General features: G+C 72.1%; 17 protein-coding genes. 13 read left to right on the top strand and 4 right to left on the bottom strand.

Annotated features, from left to right (window positions below; genetic code table 11):
- The first annotated feature begins 78 nt into the window (after window positions 1–78).
- On the top strand, window positions 79–405 hold the full coding sequence (locus tag BUE43_RS22590; protein ID WP_143174320.1) for a hypothetical protein: 327 nt from the start codon (window positions 79–81) through the stop codon (window positions 403–405).
- A 436-nt stretch (window positions 406–841) separates the two neighbouring features.
- A complete protein-coding gene (locus tag BUE43_RS22585) occupies window positions 842–2,257 on the top strand; it encodes an amidase (protein ID WP_073486520.1) in 1,416 nt (471 codons plus the stop codon).
- Window positions 2,258–2,309: 52 nt separating this feature from the next.
- On the opposite strand, the gene BUE43_RS22580 is transcribed toward BUE43_RS22585, so the two are convergent.
- Window positions 2,310–3,914: an FAD-dependent monooxygenase gene (locus tag BUE43_RS22580; protein WP_073486518.1), complete on the bottom strand. Its 1,605-nt coding sequence runs from the start codon at window positions 3,912–3,914 to the stop codon at window positions 2,310–2,312.
- 323 nt (window positions 3,915–4,237) lie between these two features.
- Between BUE43_RS22580 and BUE43_RS22575 the strand changes: the two genes are divergently transcribed.
- From BUE43_RS22575 to pip, 4 genes are all read left to right on the top strand, one after another.
- On the top strand, window positions 4,238–4,768 hold the full coding sequence (locus BUE43_RS22575; protein ID WP_073486516.1) for a toxin-antitoxin system HicB family antitoxin: 531 nt from the start codon (window positions 4,238–4,240) through the stop codon (window positions 4,766–4,768).
- 93 nt (window positions 4,769–4,861) lie between these two features.
- Window positions 4,862–5,701, top strand: a complete 840-nt coding sequence (locus tag BUE43_RS22570) for a DUF4097 family beta strand repeat-containing protein (RefSeq protein ID WP_073486514.1) — start codon at window positions 4,862–4,864, stop codon at window positions 5,699–5,701.
- Between the two features lie 256 nt (window positions 5,702–5,957).
- Window positions 5,958–7,277, top strand: coding sequence for a threonine--tRNA ligase (gene thrS / locus BUE43_RS22565; protein ID WP_268844440.1), 1,320 nt, complete (start codon window positions 5,958–5,960; stop codon window positions 7,275–7,277).
- Window positions 7,278–7,422: 145 nt separating this feature from the next.
- Window positions 7,423–8,382, top strand: coding sequence for a prolyl aminopeptidase (pip, locus tag BUE43_RS22560; protein ID WP_073486510.1), 960 nt, complete (start codon window positions 7,423–7,425; stop codon window positions 8,380–8,382).
- A gap of 223 nt (window positions 8,383–8,605) precedes the next feature.
- Here the strand turns inward: pip and BUE43_RS22555 are convergent, their stop codons facing one another.
- Complete coding sequence (locus BUE43_RS22555; RefSeq protein WP_073486508.1) at window positions 8,606–8,830, bottom strand: hypothetical protein; 225 nt, start codon at window positions 8,828–8,830, stop codon at window positions 8,606–8,608.
- Between the two features lie 27 nt (window positions 8,831–8,857).
- Window positions 8,858–9,139, bottom strand: a complete 282-nt coding sequence (locus tag BUE43_RS22550; RefSeq protein WP_073486506.1) for a hypothetical protein — start codon at window positions 9,137–9,139, stop codon at window positions 8,858–8,860.
- A gap of 173 nt (window positions 9,140–9,312) precedes the next feature.
- Here BUE43_RS22550 and BUE43_RS22545 point away from each other — a divergent pair, with 173 nt between their 5' ends.
- Window positions 9,313–10,146, top strand: coding sequence for an NmrA family NAD(P)-binding protein (locus tag BUE43_RS22545; protein ID WP_073486504.1), 834 nt, complete (start codon window positions 9,313–9,315; stop codon window positions 10,144–10,146).
- Between the two features lie 90 nt (window positions 10,147–10,236).
- Window positions 10,237–10,842, top strand: coding sequence for a hypothetical protein (locus BUE43_RS22540; protein ID WP_073486502.1), 606 nt, complete (start codon window positions 10,237–10,239; stop codon window positions 10,840–10,842).
- Window positions 10,843–11,047: 205 nt separating this feature from the next.
- Here BUE43_RS22540 and BUE43_RS22535 read toward each other — a convergent pair whose 3' ends face one another.
- Window positions 11,048–12,475, bottom strand: a complete 1,428-nt coding sequence (locus tag BUE43_RS22535) for a KamA family radical SAM protein (protein ID WP_083960031.1) — start codon at window positions 12,473–12,475, stop codon at window positions 11,048–11,050.
- A gap of 121 nt (window positions 12,476–12,596) precedes the next feature.
- Here BUE43_RS22535 and kdd point away from each other — a divergent pair, with 121 nt between their 5' ends.
- Genes kdd through kal form a run of 5 tightly spaced genes read left to right on the top strand, consistent with a single transcriptional unit; the run spans window position 12,597 to window position 18,201 of the window.
- Entirely contained in the window at window positions 12,597–13,640 is a 1,044-nt protein-coding gene (gene kdd, locus BUE43_RS22530) for an L-erythro-3,5-diaminohexanoate dehydrogenase (RefSeq protein ID WP_073486500.1), read from the top strand.
- A gap of 23 nt (window positions 13,641–13,663) precedes the next feature.
- On the top strand, window positions 13,664–15,280 hold the full coding sequence (locus BUE43_RS22525) for an amidohydrolase (RefSeq protein WP_073486852.1): 1,617 nt from the start codon (window positions 13,664–13,666) through the stop codon (window positions 15,278–15,280).
- Between the two features lie 55 nt (window positions 15,281–15,335).
- Window positions 15,336–16,916: a lysine 5,6-aminomutase subunit alpha gene (gene kamD / locus BUE43_RS22520; RefSeq protein WP_073486498.1), complete on the top strand. Its 1,581-nt coding sequence runs from the start codon at window positions 15,336–15,338 to the stop codon at window positions 16,914–16,916.
- Window positions 16,913–17,809, top strand: coding sequence for a lysine 5,6-aminomutase subunit beta (gene kamE / locus BUE43_RS22515; RefSeq protein ID WP_083960029.1), 897 nt, complete (start codon window positions 16,913–16,915; stop codon window positions 17,807–17,809). The genes kamD and kamE overlap by 4 nt, the downstream gene beginning before the upstream one ends.
- Window positions 17,806–18,201, top strand: a complete 396-nt coding sequence (gene kal / locus BUE43_RS22510) for a 3-aminobutyryl-CoA ammonia lyase (protein WP_073486496.1) — start codon at window positions 17,806–17,808, stop codon at window positions 18,199–18,201. The genes kamE and kal overlap by 4 nt, the downstream gene beginning before the upstream one ends.
- The last annotated feature ends 73 nt before the right edge of the window (window positions 18,202–18,274 follow it).

Genomic DNA, 18,274 nt, shown 5'->3' with positions numbered 1-18,274 from the left:
GGCGGTTGGCGACAGGAAGGTTGACCCGGTTGAGTTGGCCATGCGGGACCGTAGGCCCTGGGTGGCTACGGTCCGCCCATGGTTTGTCGTGGGCTCGTGCTCGGTGACTATCTCGTGGCCGTTCAACGGTTCATCGCCCAACTCGGTCAACCCGCCGACATCGCCCGGTTCCACGGTCTGGCCGGAGCCGTGCTGCGCGGGGACGCCTCCGCGCTGCTCGTCTTCCTGCACACGGCGCGAAACCGCCTGGTCGCCCACCAGGCGCCGCCCGAGGTGTGGGACCGCCACGACGAGGCCCTGTCCGTCGTCGTGGACCTGGCCGCGGACGGCGCGACGTTCCGGCGTCTGGAGAACGACCTCCACCGCGGTCTGCTCATGAGCTACCGGGCCGCCGTGTGGGAGTGACCGACCGGCCCGCGAAGTCCCGTCGGGACCTCGCCGGGCCGGGACGCTGTTGGGCCGAACGGGCCGAAACCTCGTGTGGGTGTCACCTCGTGCGGTGCGACTGTCCTTCCGTGACGGTGCTTCCGTGACGGTGCTTCGGACCTTCGGCGGGGAAACGGTTTTCTCCACCGTCCCCCGAACGCCTCCTTGATCCCGTGGCGATGCTGGCCCTAGCGTCGTCGGCGGCGGTCGATCCGTTTCCGGCGCGGGGGCGGTGTTCGGTTCCTGTTCGGTTCCCAAGGCCGGAGCGACACCGCCCAACACCCCGGGATCTCCGGACCCCGATCCTGATCTGGTGGCGAGGGACGGAAACCAGGCGGGCGACCGGCCATGCCGGCACCGGCCCGCCCGGTCCCCGTCCAGCGATCCCACGCCAGCGATCCCAGGGAGAAACCGCATGTCGCCCGACACGGGCCTCGTCTTCCGCACCGCGCGGGAACTCGTGACGCTCATGGTCACCCGGCAGGTGTCCGCCCGCGAGGTCCTCGACGCCCACCTCGCCCAGATCGAGAAGACCAACCCCGAGGTCAACGCGATCGTCACCCTCGCTCCGGAACGCGCCAGGACGTTGGCCGAGCGGGCCGACACCGCGATCGCCCGCGGGCGCAGCCTGGGGCCGCTGCACGGCTTACCGGTGGCGCACAAGGACCTGGCCAACACGGCGGGGATCCGCACCACCTTCGGCTCGCTGGTCTACCAGGCCCACGTTCCCGTCCGCGACGACCTGCACGTGCGGCGCATGGTCGACGCCGGCGCGGTGACCCTCGGCAAGACCAACACCCCGGAGTTCGGCAACGGCTCGCAGACGTTCAACCGGGTCTTCGGGGCGACGAGGAACCCCTACGACGTCACGAGAACCTGCGGCGGCTCCAGCGGGGGCGCCGCCGTCGCCCTGGCCACCGGCATGGTGCCGATCGCCGACGGCTCGGACATGGGCGGCTCGCTGCGCAACCCGGCCAGCTTCTGCAACGTCGTCGGCCTGCGCCCCTCGATCGGCCGCGTCCCGCTCTGGCCGGTCACCAACGACCACTTCACGTTGCCCGCCGTCGGGGCCATGGCCCGGACCGTCGGCGACCTCGCCCTCCAGATGCGGGTCATCGCCCAACCCACGCCCAGAAGCCCGGTTTCCCTTCCACCGGCGGACTTCTCGCGTCCGGTCGAACGGGACGTGCGGGGGACGAGGGTGGCCTGGTCGGTCGACCTGGGCGGCCTGCCCGTCGACCCCCGCGTGGTCCACGCCATGACCCCGGCCAGGGACCTGTTGCTCGACCTCGGGTGCGAGGTCGTGGACACCTGCCCGGACTTCGACGGCGCCGACGAGGCGTTCACCGTGCAGCGGGCCTCCGCCCAGGCCTACGTCTACGGTCCGCTGCTCGACGAGTACGGCGACCAGCTCGGCGACAACGTCCGGTGGGAGATCGCCAGGGGGCGGGCCGTGACCGCGATCGACCTCGAACGCGCCGCCGTGCTGCGCACCGAGCTGTACAACCGGATGCTGGACTTCTTCGCCACACACCAGTTCCTGGTGACGCTGGTGAGCCAGGTCGTCCCCTTCGACGTCGACCTGCCCTATCCCACCGAGATCGACGGCACGCCGATGACCTGCTACCGGGAGTGGATGCGGTCCTGCGCGTGGATGTCGGTGGCCGGGCTGCCCTGCATGTCCGTGCCGTTCACCTTCACGCCGGAGGGGCTTCCGGTGGGCGTCCAGATCGTCGGAGCCCCGGGTGACGATTTCGGCGTGCTGTCCCTGGGCCACGCGATCGAGGCCGCGACCACGACCTGGCGTCGCCACCCCGCGCTCGCGCTGTGACCCCAGGACCACCCGGTTGTCCGGCCTGGATTCTCTGCCTCAGCTCGTCATGTCAGCCACGGCCGAGGACGCGGCCCAGCGCCTGGCGCAGCGCGAGATCCGGCGCGGAGCCAGGAGATGGCGCCCGCCAGGCGACGAATCCGTCGGGGCGGACGAGCACGGCCCCGTCGGGCGCCAACCCGGTGAGGGTGGAGAAGACGTCGCCCTGGTGGTGACTGAGGCGGTGTGCTCCGACGGTGAGGCCGAGATCGGCGCCGACGAGGTCCGCCGCGGAGAGCCAGGGCGTGCCCGTGTGTCCGGTGAGGACAGTCCACTTGGAACCGATCAGGTCGAGAGTGGACACCCGACTCCGGTCGGAGTCGACCCAGTGATGGGGGAACCGGCAGCCGGGCAGCGCCTGGTCGCGGAGAACGGAGCCGTCGGTGTCGTCGGTGTCGGTGGTGTCCTCGGTGTCCTCCGCGAGAACCGCCGTGGACCGGTACCGGTAGAACATCATCGCCCGGAGGTAGTCGACCGCGATGGTCTCGTCCATCCGGCGCGGGTCGCCGTGTCGCTCCTGGTAGCCCCGGTGCGCCCGACGGGACAGGGCGAGCGAGTCCCGAGCCGCGCTGCGGCGTTCGGTCTCGTAGCTGTCCAAAAGGGACGGTGCCGCCTGACCCCGGAGCACGGCGGCGAGCTTCCAGGCCAGGTTGTGCCCGTCCTGGATTCCGGTGTTCATCCCGAGCCCGCCCGCCGAGCTCTGCACGTGGGCCGAGTCACCGGCGAGGAAGACCCGGCCGCGCCGGAACGCCGACGCGATCCCCAGCGCGGCCTCCCACGTGGTGGCCCCGTGCAGCTCGATCGGCCGCGTGTCGTCCCCGATCGCCGCGCGCAGCAGCTCGACGACCTTCTCCTCGGGCAGGTCCACCAGTTCGTCCGGTTTTCCCGGGTAGTCCATGATGTGCGAGCTCCACTGGTCGCCGCCGTTCTTGGCGAAGAGCGTGGCGTAGACCCTGTCGTTGCGGACGACGCACAGGTGCGTTCCCCACTCCGACACGACGTTCCCCAGGTCGGCGCGGAAGAACGCCGTGTGGAGGCGGGCGAGGACCTCCCGGTCGGGGACGGTGACGCCGAGCAGCTCCCGTGTCCGGCTCCGGGCTCCGTCCGCGCCGATCAGGTACTCGGCGGTGATCTCCTGCTCCTCGCCCGTGGCGGTGTCGACCACTCGCGCGCGGACGCCGTCCTCGTCGGCGGAGAAGTCCAGCAGCCGCAAGCCGAAACACACCGCCTCGTCGGGCAGGCGGCGCAACGCCACCTGCTGCACCTCCCGCTGGGTCAGGTGCTGGTGAGCGTCGACGGGACTGCACGTGTCGAGCCGCCGCAGGTACTCGGCGGGGAGTCCGCCGTACCGTTGGGTGGCTCCGAGTCCGCTGTCCTTGTGCACTGTCCGCATCGGCGGACCACCGCGCCACGCGACCTCGTCGAGCGCCGGCCCCATCCCCACCGAGCGGAACACCTCAAGGGACCGCAGGCTGATGTTGGCCCGGGCTGGCGCCGACGTCGGGTCCCGCTTGTCGACCACCAGTGCCGGCACGCCCCAGTGATGGAGGAACACCGCCGTCGACAGGCCCACCGGCCCCGCCCCGACCACCAGTGCCGGCACGTGTCGTGTTCGCATGCCCAACCCCGTTCTTCGCTGATCCGATCGGTCGATCCGTCGCGATCACCCTTGCGGTTCAAGTCGACTTGAACGCAAGGCCGAGGCGCCGGACGTCGTGCGGCCCGCGCGGGGGATGGGGTTCGGTGCCGCGGAGCGCGGGGTCGAGGAAATCCTTTGTGGACAGTGTGGAATCCTCGGCGCGGCGGTGCGGAGTCCGGCTCGCCGCCCGAGATCTTCGGCGTGGTCAGAACTGCTCGCCCCCCGAGCCGGAGGCCGGGGGCCTGAGGCCGGGTACGCCCGCGAAACTTGCCATGGTGCCATAACGGTGCCATAGTGATGCCATGGACCTCACGCCGTACGTCGACAACCTCCGTCGCGAACTCGCGGTTGCCGCCGACGCCGGCGGCGAGGAGGCCCGCGCGCTCGCCGAGCGGCTGGCCGCGCCGCTGGAGTCGGCGGTCCGGCTCATCCTGCTCAACGTGCTGTCCGCCGCCGCGGACGAGATCACCCGCGACCTGGCGCCCGGCTCGGTCGACCTCCGACTGCGCGGGCTCGACCCCAGCTTCGTCGTGACCCCGCCGCCGGTGGACCGCCTCATGGAGGAGGACGCCAGGGAGGGCGCGCCGGCCGGCGCCCCGTCCCTGCCGCCCGTGCCGACCGGCGGCGACGACGGCGCCACGGCCCGCATCAACTTCCGGCTGCCCGAACACCTCAAGGCCCGGGTGGAGGAGGCCGCGGCCCGCGAGGGTCTCTCGGTCAACACCTGGCTCGTCCGGGCCGTCGCCGCCACGGTGGAGCCCGACGACCGCTCCCAGCGGCCCGAGCGGGGCACGCCCCGCGGCAAGCAGCACTACACCGGCTGGGTGCGCTAGCCACGTCCGGCGGAGGACCGCCTCCGTGGCCACAAGACGGACCTCGACTCACCAGCGCGACGCCCGCCCACCGACCCAGCACGGGGGACAGCCATGCCGACCTTCGCCACTCCAGAGCCCATCTCCGCCACCGCGGAGCTCGTCGTCGGCGATCTCCTGATCATCGCGGGCGACCGGGCCGACACCACCGTCGAGGTCCGCCCGAGCGACTCCGCGAGCGAGGCCGACGCCAAGGCCGTGAACCGGACCCGCGTCGAGTACGCCCAGGGCCGGCTGCTGGTGCGAACCTCGAAGCGGAACACCCTGTTCGGCAAGGTGGGCTCGGTCGACGTCGTGATCGAGCTGCCGGCGGGCTCGCAGGTCCACTGCACGGCGGCCATGGGCGACTTCCGGGCCCAGGGCGAGCTCGGGGAGTGCCGGTTCCGGACCAGCATGGGGCACGTCCACCTCCAGGACACCGGCCCACTGCACGTGAACACCTCCAGCGGTGACGTCACCGTGGAGCGCGCGACCGGCCACGTCGAGATCACCACCGGCAGCGGCGAGGTGCGGGTCCGGCGGGTCGACGGCACGGCGGTGATCAAGAACTCCAACGGCGACAGCTGGCTGGGCGAGATCAGCGGGGACCTGCGGATGAACGGGGCCAACGGACGTCTCACGGTCGACAGGACCCACGCCGGGGTCGTCGCCAAGACCGCCAACGGCGACGTCCGGGTCGGCGAGGTCGTGCGGGGCGCGGTCGTCATGGAGACCGCGTGCGGCGACCTGGAACTGGGCATCCGCGAGGGCACGGCGGCCCGCCTCGACATCGCCTCCGGGACCGGGCGCGTGTACAACTCCCTGTCCACCGCGGAGGGGCCGGCGCCGTCCGACGAGATCGTCGAGGTGCGGGGCCGCACGGGAATGGGCGATGTGGTGATCCGCCGCTCCTGACCGTTCCCGGACCCGCTGACTCCCGCTGGCCGGTGTGGACGGTCCGCAGTCCACTGTCCTGTTGGGACAGCGAAATCCGGAGCAGGCGCTGGCCCTGGACGACACCAGCTCGACCGCGTCTTCGGGCCCCGGACGCCCGCGGCCCGGCTGAACCAGGACGGCGCCCACTGATCATTTCGCACCGCGCCGGGTCTGCTACGGTGGAAGGCATGAAGCGCGCAGGTCTGACGACGACGCCGGTGGACGTCCCGGCGCGCTGAGAGTTGTCTTCAGTCCGAAGCCCCGGGGCGAGTGCCCCGGGGCTTCGTCTTGTGGTCACTCGCCTCGCCAACACGAGGAGGCCACCATGCCCGACCACCGCAGGCTCGGCCGCGAGCTGGACCTGTTCGACAGCGACCCGTTGATGGGCGCGGGGCTGCCCTACTGGCTGCCCGACGGGGCGGCCGTGCGGCACACCCTGGAGGAGTACATCCGCGGCGTGGAGCGCCGGGCCGGCTACCAGCACGTGTACTCACCGGTGCTGGGCAAGCGCGAGCTGTACGAGATCTCGGGGCACTGGTCGCACTACAGCGAGGACATGTTCCCCCCGATGGACCTCGGCGGTGAGCAGGTGGTCCTGCGGCCGAGCCTGTGCCCGCACCACGCGTTGATCTACCGGTCCCGCTCCCACAGCTACCGGGAGTTGCCCCTGCGCATCGCCGAGCTCGGGACCATGTACCGCTCGGAGCTCTCGGGCGTGCTGGGCGGGCTCACCCGGGTGCGCGCGATCCAGCTGAACGACGCGCACATCTTCTGCACCCTGGACCAGGTCGCCGACGAGGCACGCGCCGCGCTGGACCTGATCCGCGCGGCGTACGCGGCGTTGGGCATCGAGCCCGTCCGCTACCGGCTCTCGCTGCCGGGTGAGGGCGGGAAGTACGTCGTCGACCCCGCCATGTGGCAGCGCGCCGCCGCCGTGCTGACCGAGGTTTTGGACCAGGCCGGCGTGCCCTACGAGTCGGTGGCGGGGGAGGCGGCCTTCTACGGCCCCAAGATCGACGTCCAGATCGCCGACAGCGCCGGCCGCGAGGCCACCCTGTCCACCGTCCAGGTCGACTTCTACCAGCCGGAGCGGTTCGACCTGCACTACGTCGGCCCGGACGGCGCCAAGCACCGCCCGGTCATGGTCCACCGCAGCGTCATCGGCAGCGTGGAGCGGGCCGTCGCGCACCTCGTCGAGAAGCACGGCGGGGCCTTCCCCGCCTGGCTCGCGCCCACCCAGGTGGTCGTGCTCCCGATCTCGGACGCCGAGCTGCCGCCCGCCGCCGCGCTGGTGGAGCGGTGCCTCGACCAGGGGTTGCGGGCCAGGGTCGTCGGCCCGGAGCACGGAAGTCTGGGCGCGCGGATCCGCGTCGCGCGACTCGTGCCGTACCAGGCGGTCGTCGGGGCCAAGGAGACCGCGGCCGACCAGGTGGCGGTGCGACTGCGGGACGGGCGACGACTGGACCCGCTCCCCAGCGGAGAGTTCCTGGCCCGCGTCCGCGCACTGGTCGACGCGCACGGCACCGACCTGTGGGACGACCAGACCCAGGAGTAGAGCCAGGTCCGCCGGGGCGCACCTCACCTTTGTCCATAGTAGACGGTTGCGGAGATCCTGCTTGAGCGCTCTCCCGTGATTGGTGTCGCCCCGGTGTGTTGGACTGCAGCCCTGTCGTTCTGTCGCTGGCGAAAGGGGATCTGACGTGGCCGAGCGGGGAGCGGTGATCGAGCCGTACGCGCACGGGATGCTCGATGTGGGCGATGACAACCTCGTGTACTGGGAGGCCTGCGGGAACCCGGAGGGCAAACCAGTCCTGATCGTGCACGGGGGTCCGGGTTCGGGGTGCTCGCCGAGGATGCGGCAGGGCTTCGACCCGGACCGCTGGCGCGTGGTGCTGTTCGACCAGCGGGGGTGCGGGCGCAGCACGCCGCACGCGAGCGACCCGGCCACCGACATGAGCCACAACACCACGCGACACCTCGTGGCCGACATGGAACGGTTGCGGGAACACCTGGGCGTTGACCGCTGGTTGCTGCTCGGTGGGTCGTGGGGGTCGACGTTGATCCTCGCCTACGCGCAGCAGTACCCGCACCGGGTGTCGGAGATCATCATCTCCTCGGTCACCACCACCCGGCAGTCGGAGATCGACTGGCTCTACCGGGGAGCGCGGCAGTTCTTCCCGGAGGCGTGGGAACGGTTCCGGGCGGGAGTGCCGGAAGCTGAGCGCGACGGCGACCTGGTCGCCGCCTACGCGCGCCTGATGGAGAACCCGGACCCGCTCGTGCGGGAGCGGGCGGCGGTGGCGTGGAGCGAGTGGGAGAACGCGGTGGTCTCCCTCGAACCCGGCGGCAAGGCGAACTTCTACAGCGACCAGCCGACGCGCGACCTCGTGGCGTTCGTGCGGATCTGCGCGCGCTACAGCGCGAACCGGGCGTGGCTGGAGGACGGCGTTCTGCTGCGGAACGCGGGACGGCTGGCGGGCATCCCGGGTGTCCTGATCCACGGTCGCCTCGACCTGAGCTGTCCGGTGGACACGGCGTGGGAGTTGGCCCGGGTCTGGCCCGACGCGGAACTGGTGGTGCTGGACGACGCCGGGCACCAGTGGACCGCCTCGAAGCGCGAGCGGATGACCGAGGCCTTCGAGAGGTTCGCCCCACGCTGAGCCAACGACGTGGCGTCGGGAGGCGCTTGTCGCTGTCTGACAGGGAAGTCGTCAGGAAGGACACCATCTGCCCACGGGCACGTCGGTCGGGAGTAGGCGCGCCAACGGCTTGCGGGTGCGCTCCGAGCTCCGTCTACTGTGGTCTGATCGCGAACGACGGCCCGGCGCCCTCCCCGCAGAGGGGGCGCCGGGCCGTCGTCATCCGGGACTGCCCGAGCGGGTTCTAACGCGGGGTGAGTGTCGGCCCCTCCGGCCCCGACCGCACCCGGAACCTCTCGACCAGCTCGGCGAAGGGCTTGTCGTCGAACTCCCTCGGCACCTCGACCTCGACGACCTCGTGCTCGTCGTCGGGGAGCAGTCGGACGGCCAGCCGCTCGTCGCCGTCCTCGACGATCTCCGCGATGGCGACGATGCGTCCGTCCTTCTGGTACGCCGCGTGAACGCGCATGGTGCACCCCTGTTCCGCTCGTTCCGCTCACGGAGTCACGACGACGATGGTGAAGAGGAACTCGGAGTCGCCCTGGATGCCCTCCAGATTGAGCGCCCACGCTGGTGGCCACTGCGCGTTGGCGTCCCAGAGCACGCGCTCCTCGACGTACCGGAGCTGGGCCTGACGGGCGCTGAACTGGTTGTGGTTGACCGACGGCCGGATCCAGTGGCTGGGCAGCGTGCTCCCGTTCCAGGTGAAGGCGTACCACTTCCGCGCGCCGTTGGCGAGGAACAGCCGGCCGCTCTGCTTGATGTTGACACCTGCCATCGTCCGCCGCCTTCCGATCGCTTCGGCCGGTTCGGCCGGTTCGGCCCGCAGACCAGCATCAGGGCACGTCAGAGGGCCCGCAACTCGCGGCGGGACCGGGAGGTCCCGACTGTCCGATGTGGCCGCGGCCACGGTCCGGGATCGGAGTTGGACCGATCATCTACGGTCGTTGCATGAGCACGTACCTGGTGACCGGCGCGACCGGCAGCATCGGCAGGCACGTCGTCGCCGCCCTGGTCGAGGCGGGTCACGACGTCCGCGCGTTGGTGCGCGACCCCGACCGCGCCGCACTGCCCGAGGGGGTCACGGCCTTCGCCGGCGACCTGTCCTCGCCCCGGACCCTGGAGCCCGCGTTGCGCGGCGTGGACGGCGTCTACCTGATGTGGCCCGGCATCCCGGTGCAGCCGGCCGTGGTGCGCCTGGTCGCCGAGCACGCCCGGCACGTGGTGTACCTGTCGACCGACGTCGCCGACCTCGCCGACGACGAGCCCGCCACCTCCTACCACCAGGAGATCGAGCGCCTGATCAGGAAGTCCGGGGTGGCCTGGACCTTCCTGCGACCCGTCGACTTCGCCACCAACGTGCTGCTGTGGGGCGACCAGCTGCGGCACAGCGTGGTGCGCGGCCCGTTCGGCCGGGCGGCCCGCTCGCTGATCCACGAGCGCGACATCGCCGACGTCGCGGTGCACGTGCTCACCACCCCCGGGCACGACGGCGCCCGGTACGTGCTCACCGGTCCCGAGGCGATCACGCACGCCGACGCGGCCCGGACCGTGGGCGAGGTGGTCGGGCGCGAGGTGCGGTGGGAGGACCTGCCGGTGGAGGTCGCGCGGGCGGGGATGACGGCGGCCATCGGGGACGCGGCGTTCGTCGACGCCAGGCTGCGGGCGTACGAGTCGTTCGTGGACACTCCCGAGCGCGTGACCGACACGGTGGAGCGGCTGCTCGGGCGTCCCGCGCGGACCTTCCGGGAGTGGGCCGAGGACCACGCCGACGACTTCCGGTAGGAAGGCCGTCACCGCGAGGCCGGAGGAGCCGGACGGGAAGCGCGTTCGCGGAGGGCCCGCGCCACGGGCGTGGACAACTGGGGAGTGTTGATGCTGCTTCAGGAACACGGGGTGGACCGGCCGATGCGGTGGCGGCTGGCCGCCGCCCTCTGCGTGCTGCTCGCCGCGGTGGCCGTCGCCGCGCACTGGAGCGGTGTGCTGTTGGTCGTCCTGGGACAGGCGATCCCCGACTGGGCGCTGGCCGGCGCGCTGCTCCTCGCCGCCCTGGTGCTCAGGATCATCGCCCGCGTGGCACGTCGACGTCAGCCGGCGGGCACGGTTCCGCTGGCTGGTCACGGCGCCCTGTCCCCCTGGATCATCGTCCCGCTGAGCCTCGTGGCCGTGGTGGGGAGCGTGATCGGTGGTCTGCGCGACCTGTCCTCGCACTACTACCTGCTCCCCTCGGAGAGCGCCGGGGGCTGCCGGGTCCTCGTGCGGGAGACGGCCTTCCTGCTCGGGGGCCGTGGCGACGTCTACGTCGTGGAGCCGTTCGGCCTGGGGCGGAAGGTGAGCTCCTGGACCGCCGACGACGGCTACCGGCCCTTCACCTCCGGCACCTTCGAGCTGAGGTGGAGCGGGGACGACGGTGTGCTCCGGATCAGCGGCCGCCGGGGCGATCCGGTCTGGCCCGGCCTGCACGACGTCGACTGCCTGTGAAAGAAGGCTGACCGGACGGCTGAAAGAAAGCGGCCCTCCCGACCCGTTGAGTCCTGTGTGGACAGTGCTGGGGCGGTGACGGGAACGGAACAGCGACGAGGGCGGGGACTGGTGTCCCCGCCCTCGTCGTGCGTTCCGCGGCCGCGCCAGCCGGTGTCGGCCGGGTGTCAGCCCGTGCCCGTCGGCTCGGCCACCCTCGGCGGCCTCAGCCCTCGGGCTGCTCGCGCCACCACTGCTGGCCAGCCTCCGGCAACGTCTGGATCGGGTCGTAGTACGGGTAACGCCTGGTCAGGGCATCGGCGTCGTCCAGCTCGATGTGGGTGCGGTAGTTCTTCGTCCAGTACGACACGCCGCGCTCGCGGTCGTACTCGGCGACCTGGTGCACCCACCGCTTGCCCACGTAGGGCACGTCGCAGACGATGCGCGGGGTGGCGTAGCCCGGCAGGTAGCCCATGATCGCGTGCTGGAGCGCCTGGGCCTCCCACACCGCCACCCGCCAGTGCTCGGCGTTGGGGATCATGTCGCACATGTAGAAGTAGTAGGGGAGGATGTTCGCCTCGCCCTGCAACGCGAAGCACAGGTCGAGCAGGTCGCCGGGGGTGGCGTTGACCCCCCGCAGCAGCACTCCCTGGTTGCGCACGTCGCGCACGCCCACCGCCAGCGCGGTCCTGGCGGCCTCGGCCACCAGCGGCGTCACCGACTGGGCGTGGTTGACGTGGGTGTGGATGGCGAGGTTGACGCCCCGGCGCCGGGCGGTGTGGGCCACCCGCTCCAGGCCCTCCACGACGCGCGGCTGCAGCCAGTGCTGCGGCAGTCCGGCCAGGGCCTTGGTGGCCAGCCGGATGTCCCGGATGGAGTCGATGTCCATCAGGCGCATCAGGAACGACTCCAGCTGGTGCCACGGCACGTTGGCCACGTCGCCGCCGGAGACCACCACGTCGCGCACGCCCGGGGTGCGCTTGAGGTAGTCGAGCATCTGCTCCTGGCGGTCGACGGGTTTCAGGACGAGCTTGTGCTTGTCGACCTGGGGAGTGGAGTTGCCGACCAGGTCCATGCGGGTGCAGTGCCCGCAGTACTGGGGGCAGGTCGACAGCATCTCGGCCAGGACCTTGGTGGGGTACCGGTGGGTGAGGCCCTCCACGACCCACATCTCCGCCTCGTGCAGCGAGTCGCGGGTGGCCAGCGGGTGGGTGGGCCAGTCGGGGTGGCGGTCGGAGCGGACGGGAAGCATGTAGCGGCGGATCGGGTCGGCGTAGAAGGCCGCGGTGAACGCCTCGGGGGTCGGGTCGGCGTTCGGCGCCATGGTGTTGAGCATCTGCGGGGGGAGCAGGGTCGACATGGTCGCCATCTGGGTCTGGTCGGCGGCCAGGTCGTCGTAGAACCGCTCGTCCAGCAGGTCACCTGCCACGGCGCGGAGCTGCTTGGCGTTCTTGACGCAGTTCACCCGTTGCCACTGCGCGTCGCGCCACTGGGCCTCGGTCACGTCCCGCCAGCCGGGGAACCGTCGCCAGTCCGGCTCGACGAGTTCGCGTCGGGCGTAGTCGTAGGGCTGCTGGTCGCTCAGCGCGATGACGTCGGAGACGGTGGCTCGGGTGTACTCCGGGGTGGCCGCTGCTTCGTGAAGCGCAGTCATAAGTTCTCCTAGCCCTCAATGTCCCGTAAAGATTATGCTGCTAGCGGCCCGGTTTGCCATAAATCTTTCGGAGGCGGACGTGACGGAGGCGGCGGAGTCGCGGTCGGGACAGACTGACGCCATGGAATCGTCCCCTTACGGACTGCATCGGGTCCTCGAACCCTTCGGGGTTCTTCCGCAACAGGCGTGGCGGCTCGACCCGGACCCCCGACCGTGGCCGGACGAGGTCGTCGTGGACGTCGAACGGCTCAACCTCGACGCCGCGTCCTACCGCCAGCTCCGGGAGGCGCACATCAGCGCGGCCGCGCTCCGCCACGCGGTGCTGCAGATCGTCGACGAGCGCGGCAAGATGCAGAACCCGGTGACCGGCTCGGGCGGGATGCTGCTGGGCACCGTGCGCGAGGTGGGGGAGCGCTCCCCCCTGGGACTGCGGGTGGGCGACCGCGTCGCGACCATGGTGTCGCTGACGTTGACCCCGCTGCGGATCACCGACGGCCTGGTGGACTGGGACGGCGCCTCCGAGCAGGTGCCCTGCCGGGGGACCGCGGTGCTGTTCGGGCGGTCGATCGCGGCCGTGCTGCCGCCGGACCTGCCGGACTCGCTCGCCCTGTCCGTCCTCGACGTCGCGGGCGCGCCGGCCCTGACCGACCGGGTGGTGCGGCGCAAGGCCCGCACGAACGGGCGCGCGCCGGCGGTGTGCGTGCTCGGCGGCGGCGGGAAGTCGGGGACGCTGTCGCTGGCGGCGGCCCGGCGGGCCGGGGCGCGGCGACTGGTCGCGGTGGTGCCGACCGAGGCCGAGGCCGCGCGGGTCCGCGCCGCGGGACTGGCCGACGAGGTCGTCGTGGCCGACGCGCGGGACCCGCTGGCGGTGGCGACCGCCGTCGGCGAGCGGGTCGAGGTGACGGTGGTGTGCGTGGACGTCGCCGGGTGCGAGCACGGCGCGATCCTGACCACAGTGGACGGTGGCACCGTCGTGTTCTTCGCCATGGCCACCTCCTTCTCCGCGGCGGCGCTGGGGGCCGAAGGCCTGGCCACGGACGTGGAGATGCTGATCGGGAACGGCTTCGTGCCCGGGCACGCCGAGTTCGCGCTGGGGCTGGTGCGTTCCGAGCCGGGGGTGCGCGAGGTCTTCGAGGCGCGCGAACGGCAGACTCCGCAGGTGTGAAAGAAACGAACAGGGTGAAGCCGGTGAACACGGATGGGGGCTCGACCACGCTGCTGCTGGGCGGGCGGATCTACTCGGTGGGCGCGCCCGACGCGACCGCGATGGCAGTCAGCGACGGCGTGGTGGTGTGGGTCGGTCAGGACAGCGTCGGGTTGGCGCTGTACGGGGACGCCGAGCGGGTCCGGCTGGACGGCGCGTTCGTGGCGCCGGCGTTCGTGGACGCCCACGTGCACGCCACCTCGGCCGGACTGGCGTTGATCGGCCTGGATTTGGCCGGCTGCGGCTCGCTGCGGGAGTGCCTGCTCCGGTTGCGCGAGCACGTGGCCGCCCACGGCGACGCGCCGGTGTGGGGGCACGGCTGGGACGAGAGCGCCTGGCCGGAGCAGCGCCCGCCGACACGGGCCGAGATCGACGAGGTCGTCGGCGGCGTGCCGGTCTACCTGTCCCGTGTGGACGTCCACTCCGCACTGGTGAGCAGCGCGCTGCTGGCGTTGGCACCGGAAGCCAAGCAGGAGGCCGGTTTCTCGCCGGACGGACCGCTGAGCCGGCAGGCGCACCACCACGTGCGGCGCGCGATCCGCGACTCGGTGACCGTGGCGCAGCGGCGTTCGGCGCAGGAGGCGTTCCTGCGGTACGCGGCGTCGCGGGGCGTGGCGTCGGTCCACGAGTGCGCCGGCCCGGACATCTCGGGCGTGGAGGACCTGGCGGCGTTGATGGCGTTGTCCGGCGACCCCGGCATGCCCGAGGTGGTCGGCTACTGGGGCGAGCTGGCGGAGACCGCGCCGCCCCTGGACGTGCGGGGCCTGGCCGGCGACCTGTTCGTCGACGGGGCGCTGGGGTCGCGGACGGCGGCGGTGCGCGAGCCCTACGCGGACGCGCCGCACACGTGCGGAGCGCTGTACCTGGAGCCGGAGGCGATCGCCGATCACCTGGTGACGTGCACCCGCCGGGGCGTGCAGGCCGGGTTCCACGTGATCGGCGACGCCGCGGTCGCCGCGGTGATCGAGGGCTTCACGCTGGCCGAGGCCCAGGTGGGCGCCCCGGCGCTGGCGACGCGCCGACACCGGTTGGAGCACCTGGAGATGGTCGACGCCGACCAGGCCGCGCGGCTGGCGCGCTGGGGCGTCGTCGCGTCGGTGCAGCCGTTGTTCGACGCGGCCTGGGGCGGCGGCGACGGGCTCTACGCGCACCGGCTGGGGCCGGAGCGGGGCACCCGGCTCAACCCGTTCGCCGCGCTGGCCGCCGCGGGCGTGACGTTGGCGTTCGGGTCGGACACCCCGGTGACCCCGCTGGACCCGTGGGCGACGGTGCGGGCGGCGGTGCGGCACCGCACCGAGGGGTTCGGGGTGTCGCCGAGGGCGGCGTTCACCGCGCACACCCGCGGCGGGTGGCGCGCCGCGGGCGTGGACGACGGCCTGACCGGGACGCTCGTGCCGGGCGCGCCAGCGACCTACGCGGTGTGGTCGGCGGGCGAGCTGGTGGTGGCCGCGCCGGACGCGCGGGTGCAGCGGTGGTCCACCGACCCGCGCTCGCGGGTGCCGGCGCTGCCGGTGCTGGAGGACGACGTGGAGCTGCCGCGGTGCCTGCGGACGGTGCTGCGCGGCGAGGTGTTGCACGACACCGGGGAGGTCGGGTCGTGAGGCGGACGCCGCGGGCCTGGTGACCCGCGGCCGCGGTTGAGGGTGAGGCGAGAGAATGCGACGCGGACTGCTCGGGTTGGACCCGGAGGTGGTGGCGACGGCGCGCCGGTTGGCGGCGCGCGCGGCGGGGCCGGTGGTGGAGTTGGCCAGAGCGCATACCACCGTGGCGGTGGAGCGGGCGACGTTGCGGCTGGCGGGGATCACCGGGGCCGACAGCGCGCACCGCTCCGGCGATGTGCCGTGGGTGAACCGGGTCGTGGACACGGTGCGCGAGCACTGCGGCCTGGAGCACGGTGTGGCGCTGCCGGTGTTCCACGCCCTGACCGAGCAGGGGTTGACCAGTCTCACCGAGCTGGCCGAGGCCACCGCCGCGGGGCAGGTCAGCTACCGCGTGCCCGAGGGCCGCGAGCGCACCCGCGCCGCCAGGGCCGCGCGGGCCGCGGTCGCCAGGGGACTGCGCACAGTGGACCGCAACCGGGCGCAGCGGGAGAAGCTGGTCGCCCGGTGGGGCGATCCGGCGCAGCGACCGTGGATCTACCTCATCGTCGCCACCGGCGACATCGACGAGGACGTGGTGCAGGCCCAGAACGCGGCCCGCGCGGGCGCCGACGTGATCGCGGTGATCCGCTCCACCGGACAGTCCCTGTTGGACTACGTGCCCGAGGGCGCCACCCACCACGGGTTCGCCGGCACCTACGCCACGCAGGAGAACTTCCGGATCATGCGGGCGGCGCTGGACGAGGTGAGCCGGGAGGTCGGCCGGTACGTGCGGCTGACCAACTACGCCTCGGGGCTGTGCATGCCCGAGATCGCGGTGCTGGCCGGGCTCCAGCGGCTGGACATGATGCTCAACGACTCGATGTACGGAATCCTGTTCCGCGACATCAACCCGATCCGCACCTTCGTGGACCAGCGGTTCTCGCGGCAGGTGCACGCGCGGGCGGGCATCATCATCAACACCGGCGAGGACAACTACCTCACCACCGCCGACGCGGTCGACGGCGCGCACACGGTGACGGTGTCCCAGCTGCTCAACGAGCACTTCGGGCACGAGGCCGGGCTGGCCGACTGGCAGCTCGGCCTCGGCCACGCCTTCGAGATCAACCCCGACCTGCCGGACTCGTTCCGCATGGAGCTGGCGCACGCGCTGCTGGCGCGGGAGCTGTTCCCGGACGCGCCGCTGAAGTGGATGCCGCCGACCAAGCACATGACCGGCGACGTCTTCCGGGGCTACCTGCTGGACGGGTTCTTCAACCTGGCCGGTGTCCTGACCGGACAGAGCATCCTGCTCGTGGGGATGATGACCGAGGCCGTGGTCACGCCGTTCCTGTCCGACCGGGACCTGGCGCTGGCCAACGTCCGGTACGTGCTGGGCGCGGCCGGCAACCTGGCGGAGGACTTCCGCCCGGAACCGGACGGGTTCATCGTCAAACGCGCCCACCAGGTGCTGTCGGAGACGGTGGACCTGCTGGAGCGCATCGCGGACGACGGGTTGCTCAACGCGATCGCGGGGGGCACCTTCGGCCTGATGCGCCGCCCGGCCGACGGCGGCAGGGGGCGCGAGGGAGTGATCGTCAAGGCCGAGGGGTACCGCAACCCGGCCGTGGAGCTGTTGGAGACGGGGGCGAGCCGATGACCACGACCATCCTGCCGGGGCCGGTGCCCTCAAGCGCCGCCACCGAGCCGACGACCGGGCCGAAGACCGAGCCGAAGATCGCGTCGACGACCGGGCCGACTGACCAGGGCGCGGCGGAGCGCGACACCCGCAAGCGGTACGTGCGGCCCTACGGCGACACCACCGGTGACGGCATGGTGCAGATGTCGTTCACCCTGCCGGTGCCGCACGGGCCCCGCGCGGAGGGCGCCGCGCAGCAGCTGGCCGCGAAGATGGGCATGGACCCGGCCATGGTGGTGCACGCCCACCCGATCGGACCGGACTTCACCTTCGTGGTGGTCTACGGGTCGGTGACGCACCTGGTGGACCTGGACGAGGTGCGGGTGGTCGAGCGGGAGTTCCCGCTGCTGCCGCCGACCGAGGTCAACGCCACGATCAGGCGGACCCTGCGGCGCAAGCTCACCGTCGTGGGCGCCTGTATCGGCACCGACGCCCACACCGTCGGCATCGACGCGATCCTCAACATCAAGGGCTTCGCCGGTGAGAAGGGGCTGGAGTACTACCGCGAGCTGCGGGTGGTCAACCTCGGCGCCCAGGTCTCGGTGCCGGAGCTGGTGAAACGGGCCAGGGCGGAGCGGGCCGACGCGGTGCTGGTCTCCCAGGTGGTGACCCAGCGTGACGCCCACATCCTCAACACCCGGGAGATGGCCGCCGCGTTCCGGGAGGCGATGGGGGAGCATCGGCCGCTGCTGGTGGCCGGCGGGCCCCGGTTCGACCCGATGATGGCCGGGGAGCTGGGGGTCGACCGGGTCTTCGGCCGGGGCACCACCCCGGGCGAGGTCGCCAGCTACCTGGTGCACGCGATCACGACGAGCCCGGCGGAGCCGGCGACGGCAGGGAAGGCGAGGGCGTGAGCGACCTGGTCGAGGGATTCTCGGTCACACACCGCAGGTACGTGCCGCACGCGCACGCCCACTACGGCGGAAACCTCGTCGAGGGGGCCTACAGCCTGGGGCTGTTCGGGGACGTGGCCACCGAGTTGTGCATCCGCACCGATGGCGACGAGGGGCTGTTCGCCGGCTACGACTCGGTGGAGTTCCTGGCCCCGCTGCTGGCCGGTGACGTCGTGGAGGCCACCGCCACCCTGACCAGGGTGGGCACCCGGTCTCGTGGGGTGTCCTTCGAGGCGCGGGTGGTGTGCCGGGCGACCCCGGAGCGCGGCGCCTCGGCGGCGGAGGTGCTGGACCCGCCGCTGGTCGTTACGCGGGCGCGCGGCACGGTCGTGGTGCCGCCACCCGGCGGCTGATCCGATCGTGACACGGGTGGGCGGCCCGGTTCGGGCCGCCCACCTCGCTGCGCCTGGGGGTTTGCCGCGTCCC

It is taken from the genome of Streptoalloteichus hindustanus (assembly GCF_900129375.1).
Classification (GTDB): Bacteria; Actinomycetota; Actinomycetes; order Mycobacteriales; family Pseudonocardiaceae; genus Streptoalloteichus; species Streptoalloteichus hindustanus.
The sequence above is the reverse complement of the archived record's forward strand: the minus strand, read 5'-3'. Positions and strand labels throughout refer to the sequence as shown.

Coding starts and splice junctions, on each gene's coding strand:
- BUE43_RS22570 (WP_073486514.1), top strand. CDS start 4,862: ATGCCGACCTTCGCCACTCCAGAGCCCATCTCCGCCACCGCGGAGCTC.
- BUE43_RS22545 (WP_073486504.1), top strand. CDS start 9,313: ATGAGCACGTACCTGGTGACCGGCGCGACCGGCAGCATCGGCAGGCAC.
- kdd (WP_073486500.1), top strand. CDS start 12,597: ATGGAATCGTCCCCTTACGGACTGCATCGGGTCCTCGAACCCTTCGGG.
- BUE43_RS22555 (WP_073486508.1), bottom strand. CDS start 8,830: ATGCGCGTTCACGCGGCGTACCAGAAGGACGGACGCATCGTCGCCATC.
- BUE43_RS22580 (WP_073486518.1), bottom strand. CDS start 3,914: ATGCGAACACGACACGTGCCGGCACTGGTGGTCGGGGCGGGGCCGGTG.
- BUE43_RS22590 (WP_143174320.1), top strand. CDS start 79: ATGGTTTGTCGTGGGCTCGTGCTCGGTGACTATCTCGTGGCCGTTCAA.
- BUE43_RS22535 (WP_083960031.1), bottom strand. CDS start 12,475: ATGACTGCGCTTCACGAAGCAGCGGCCACCCCGGAGTACACCCGAGCC.
- BUE43_RS22550 (WP_073486506.1), bottom strand. CDS start 9,139: ATGGCAGGTGTCAACATCAAGCAGAGCGGCCGGCTGTTCCTCGCCAAC.
- BUE43_RS22585 (WP_073486520.1), top strand. CDS start 842: ATGTCGCCCGACACGGGCCTCGTCTTCCGCACCGCGCGGGAACTCGTG.
- kamE (WP_083960029.1), top strand. CDS start 16,913: ATGACCACGACCATCCTGCCGGGGCCGGTGCCCTCAAGCGCCGCCACC.
- kamD (WP_073486498.1), top strand. CDS start 15,336: ATGCGACGCGGACTGCTCGGGTTGGACCCGGAGGTGGTGGCGACGGCG.
- BUE43_RS22540 (WP_073486502.1), top strand. CDS start 10,237: ATGCTGCTTCAGGAACACGGGGTGGACCGGCCGATGCGGTGGCGGCTG.
- BUE43_RS22575 (WP_073486516.1), top strand. CDS start 4,238: ATGGACCTCACGCCGTACGTCGACAACCTCCGTCGCGAACTCGCGGTT.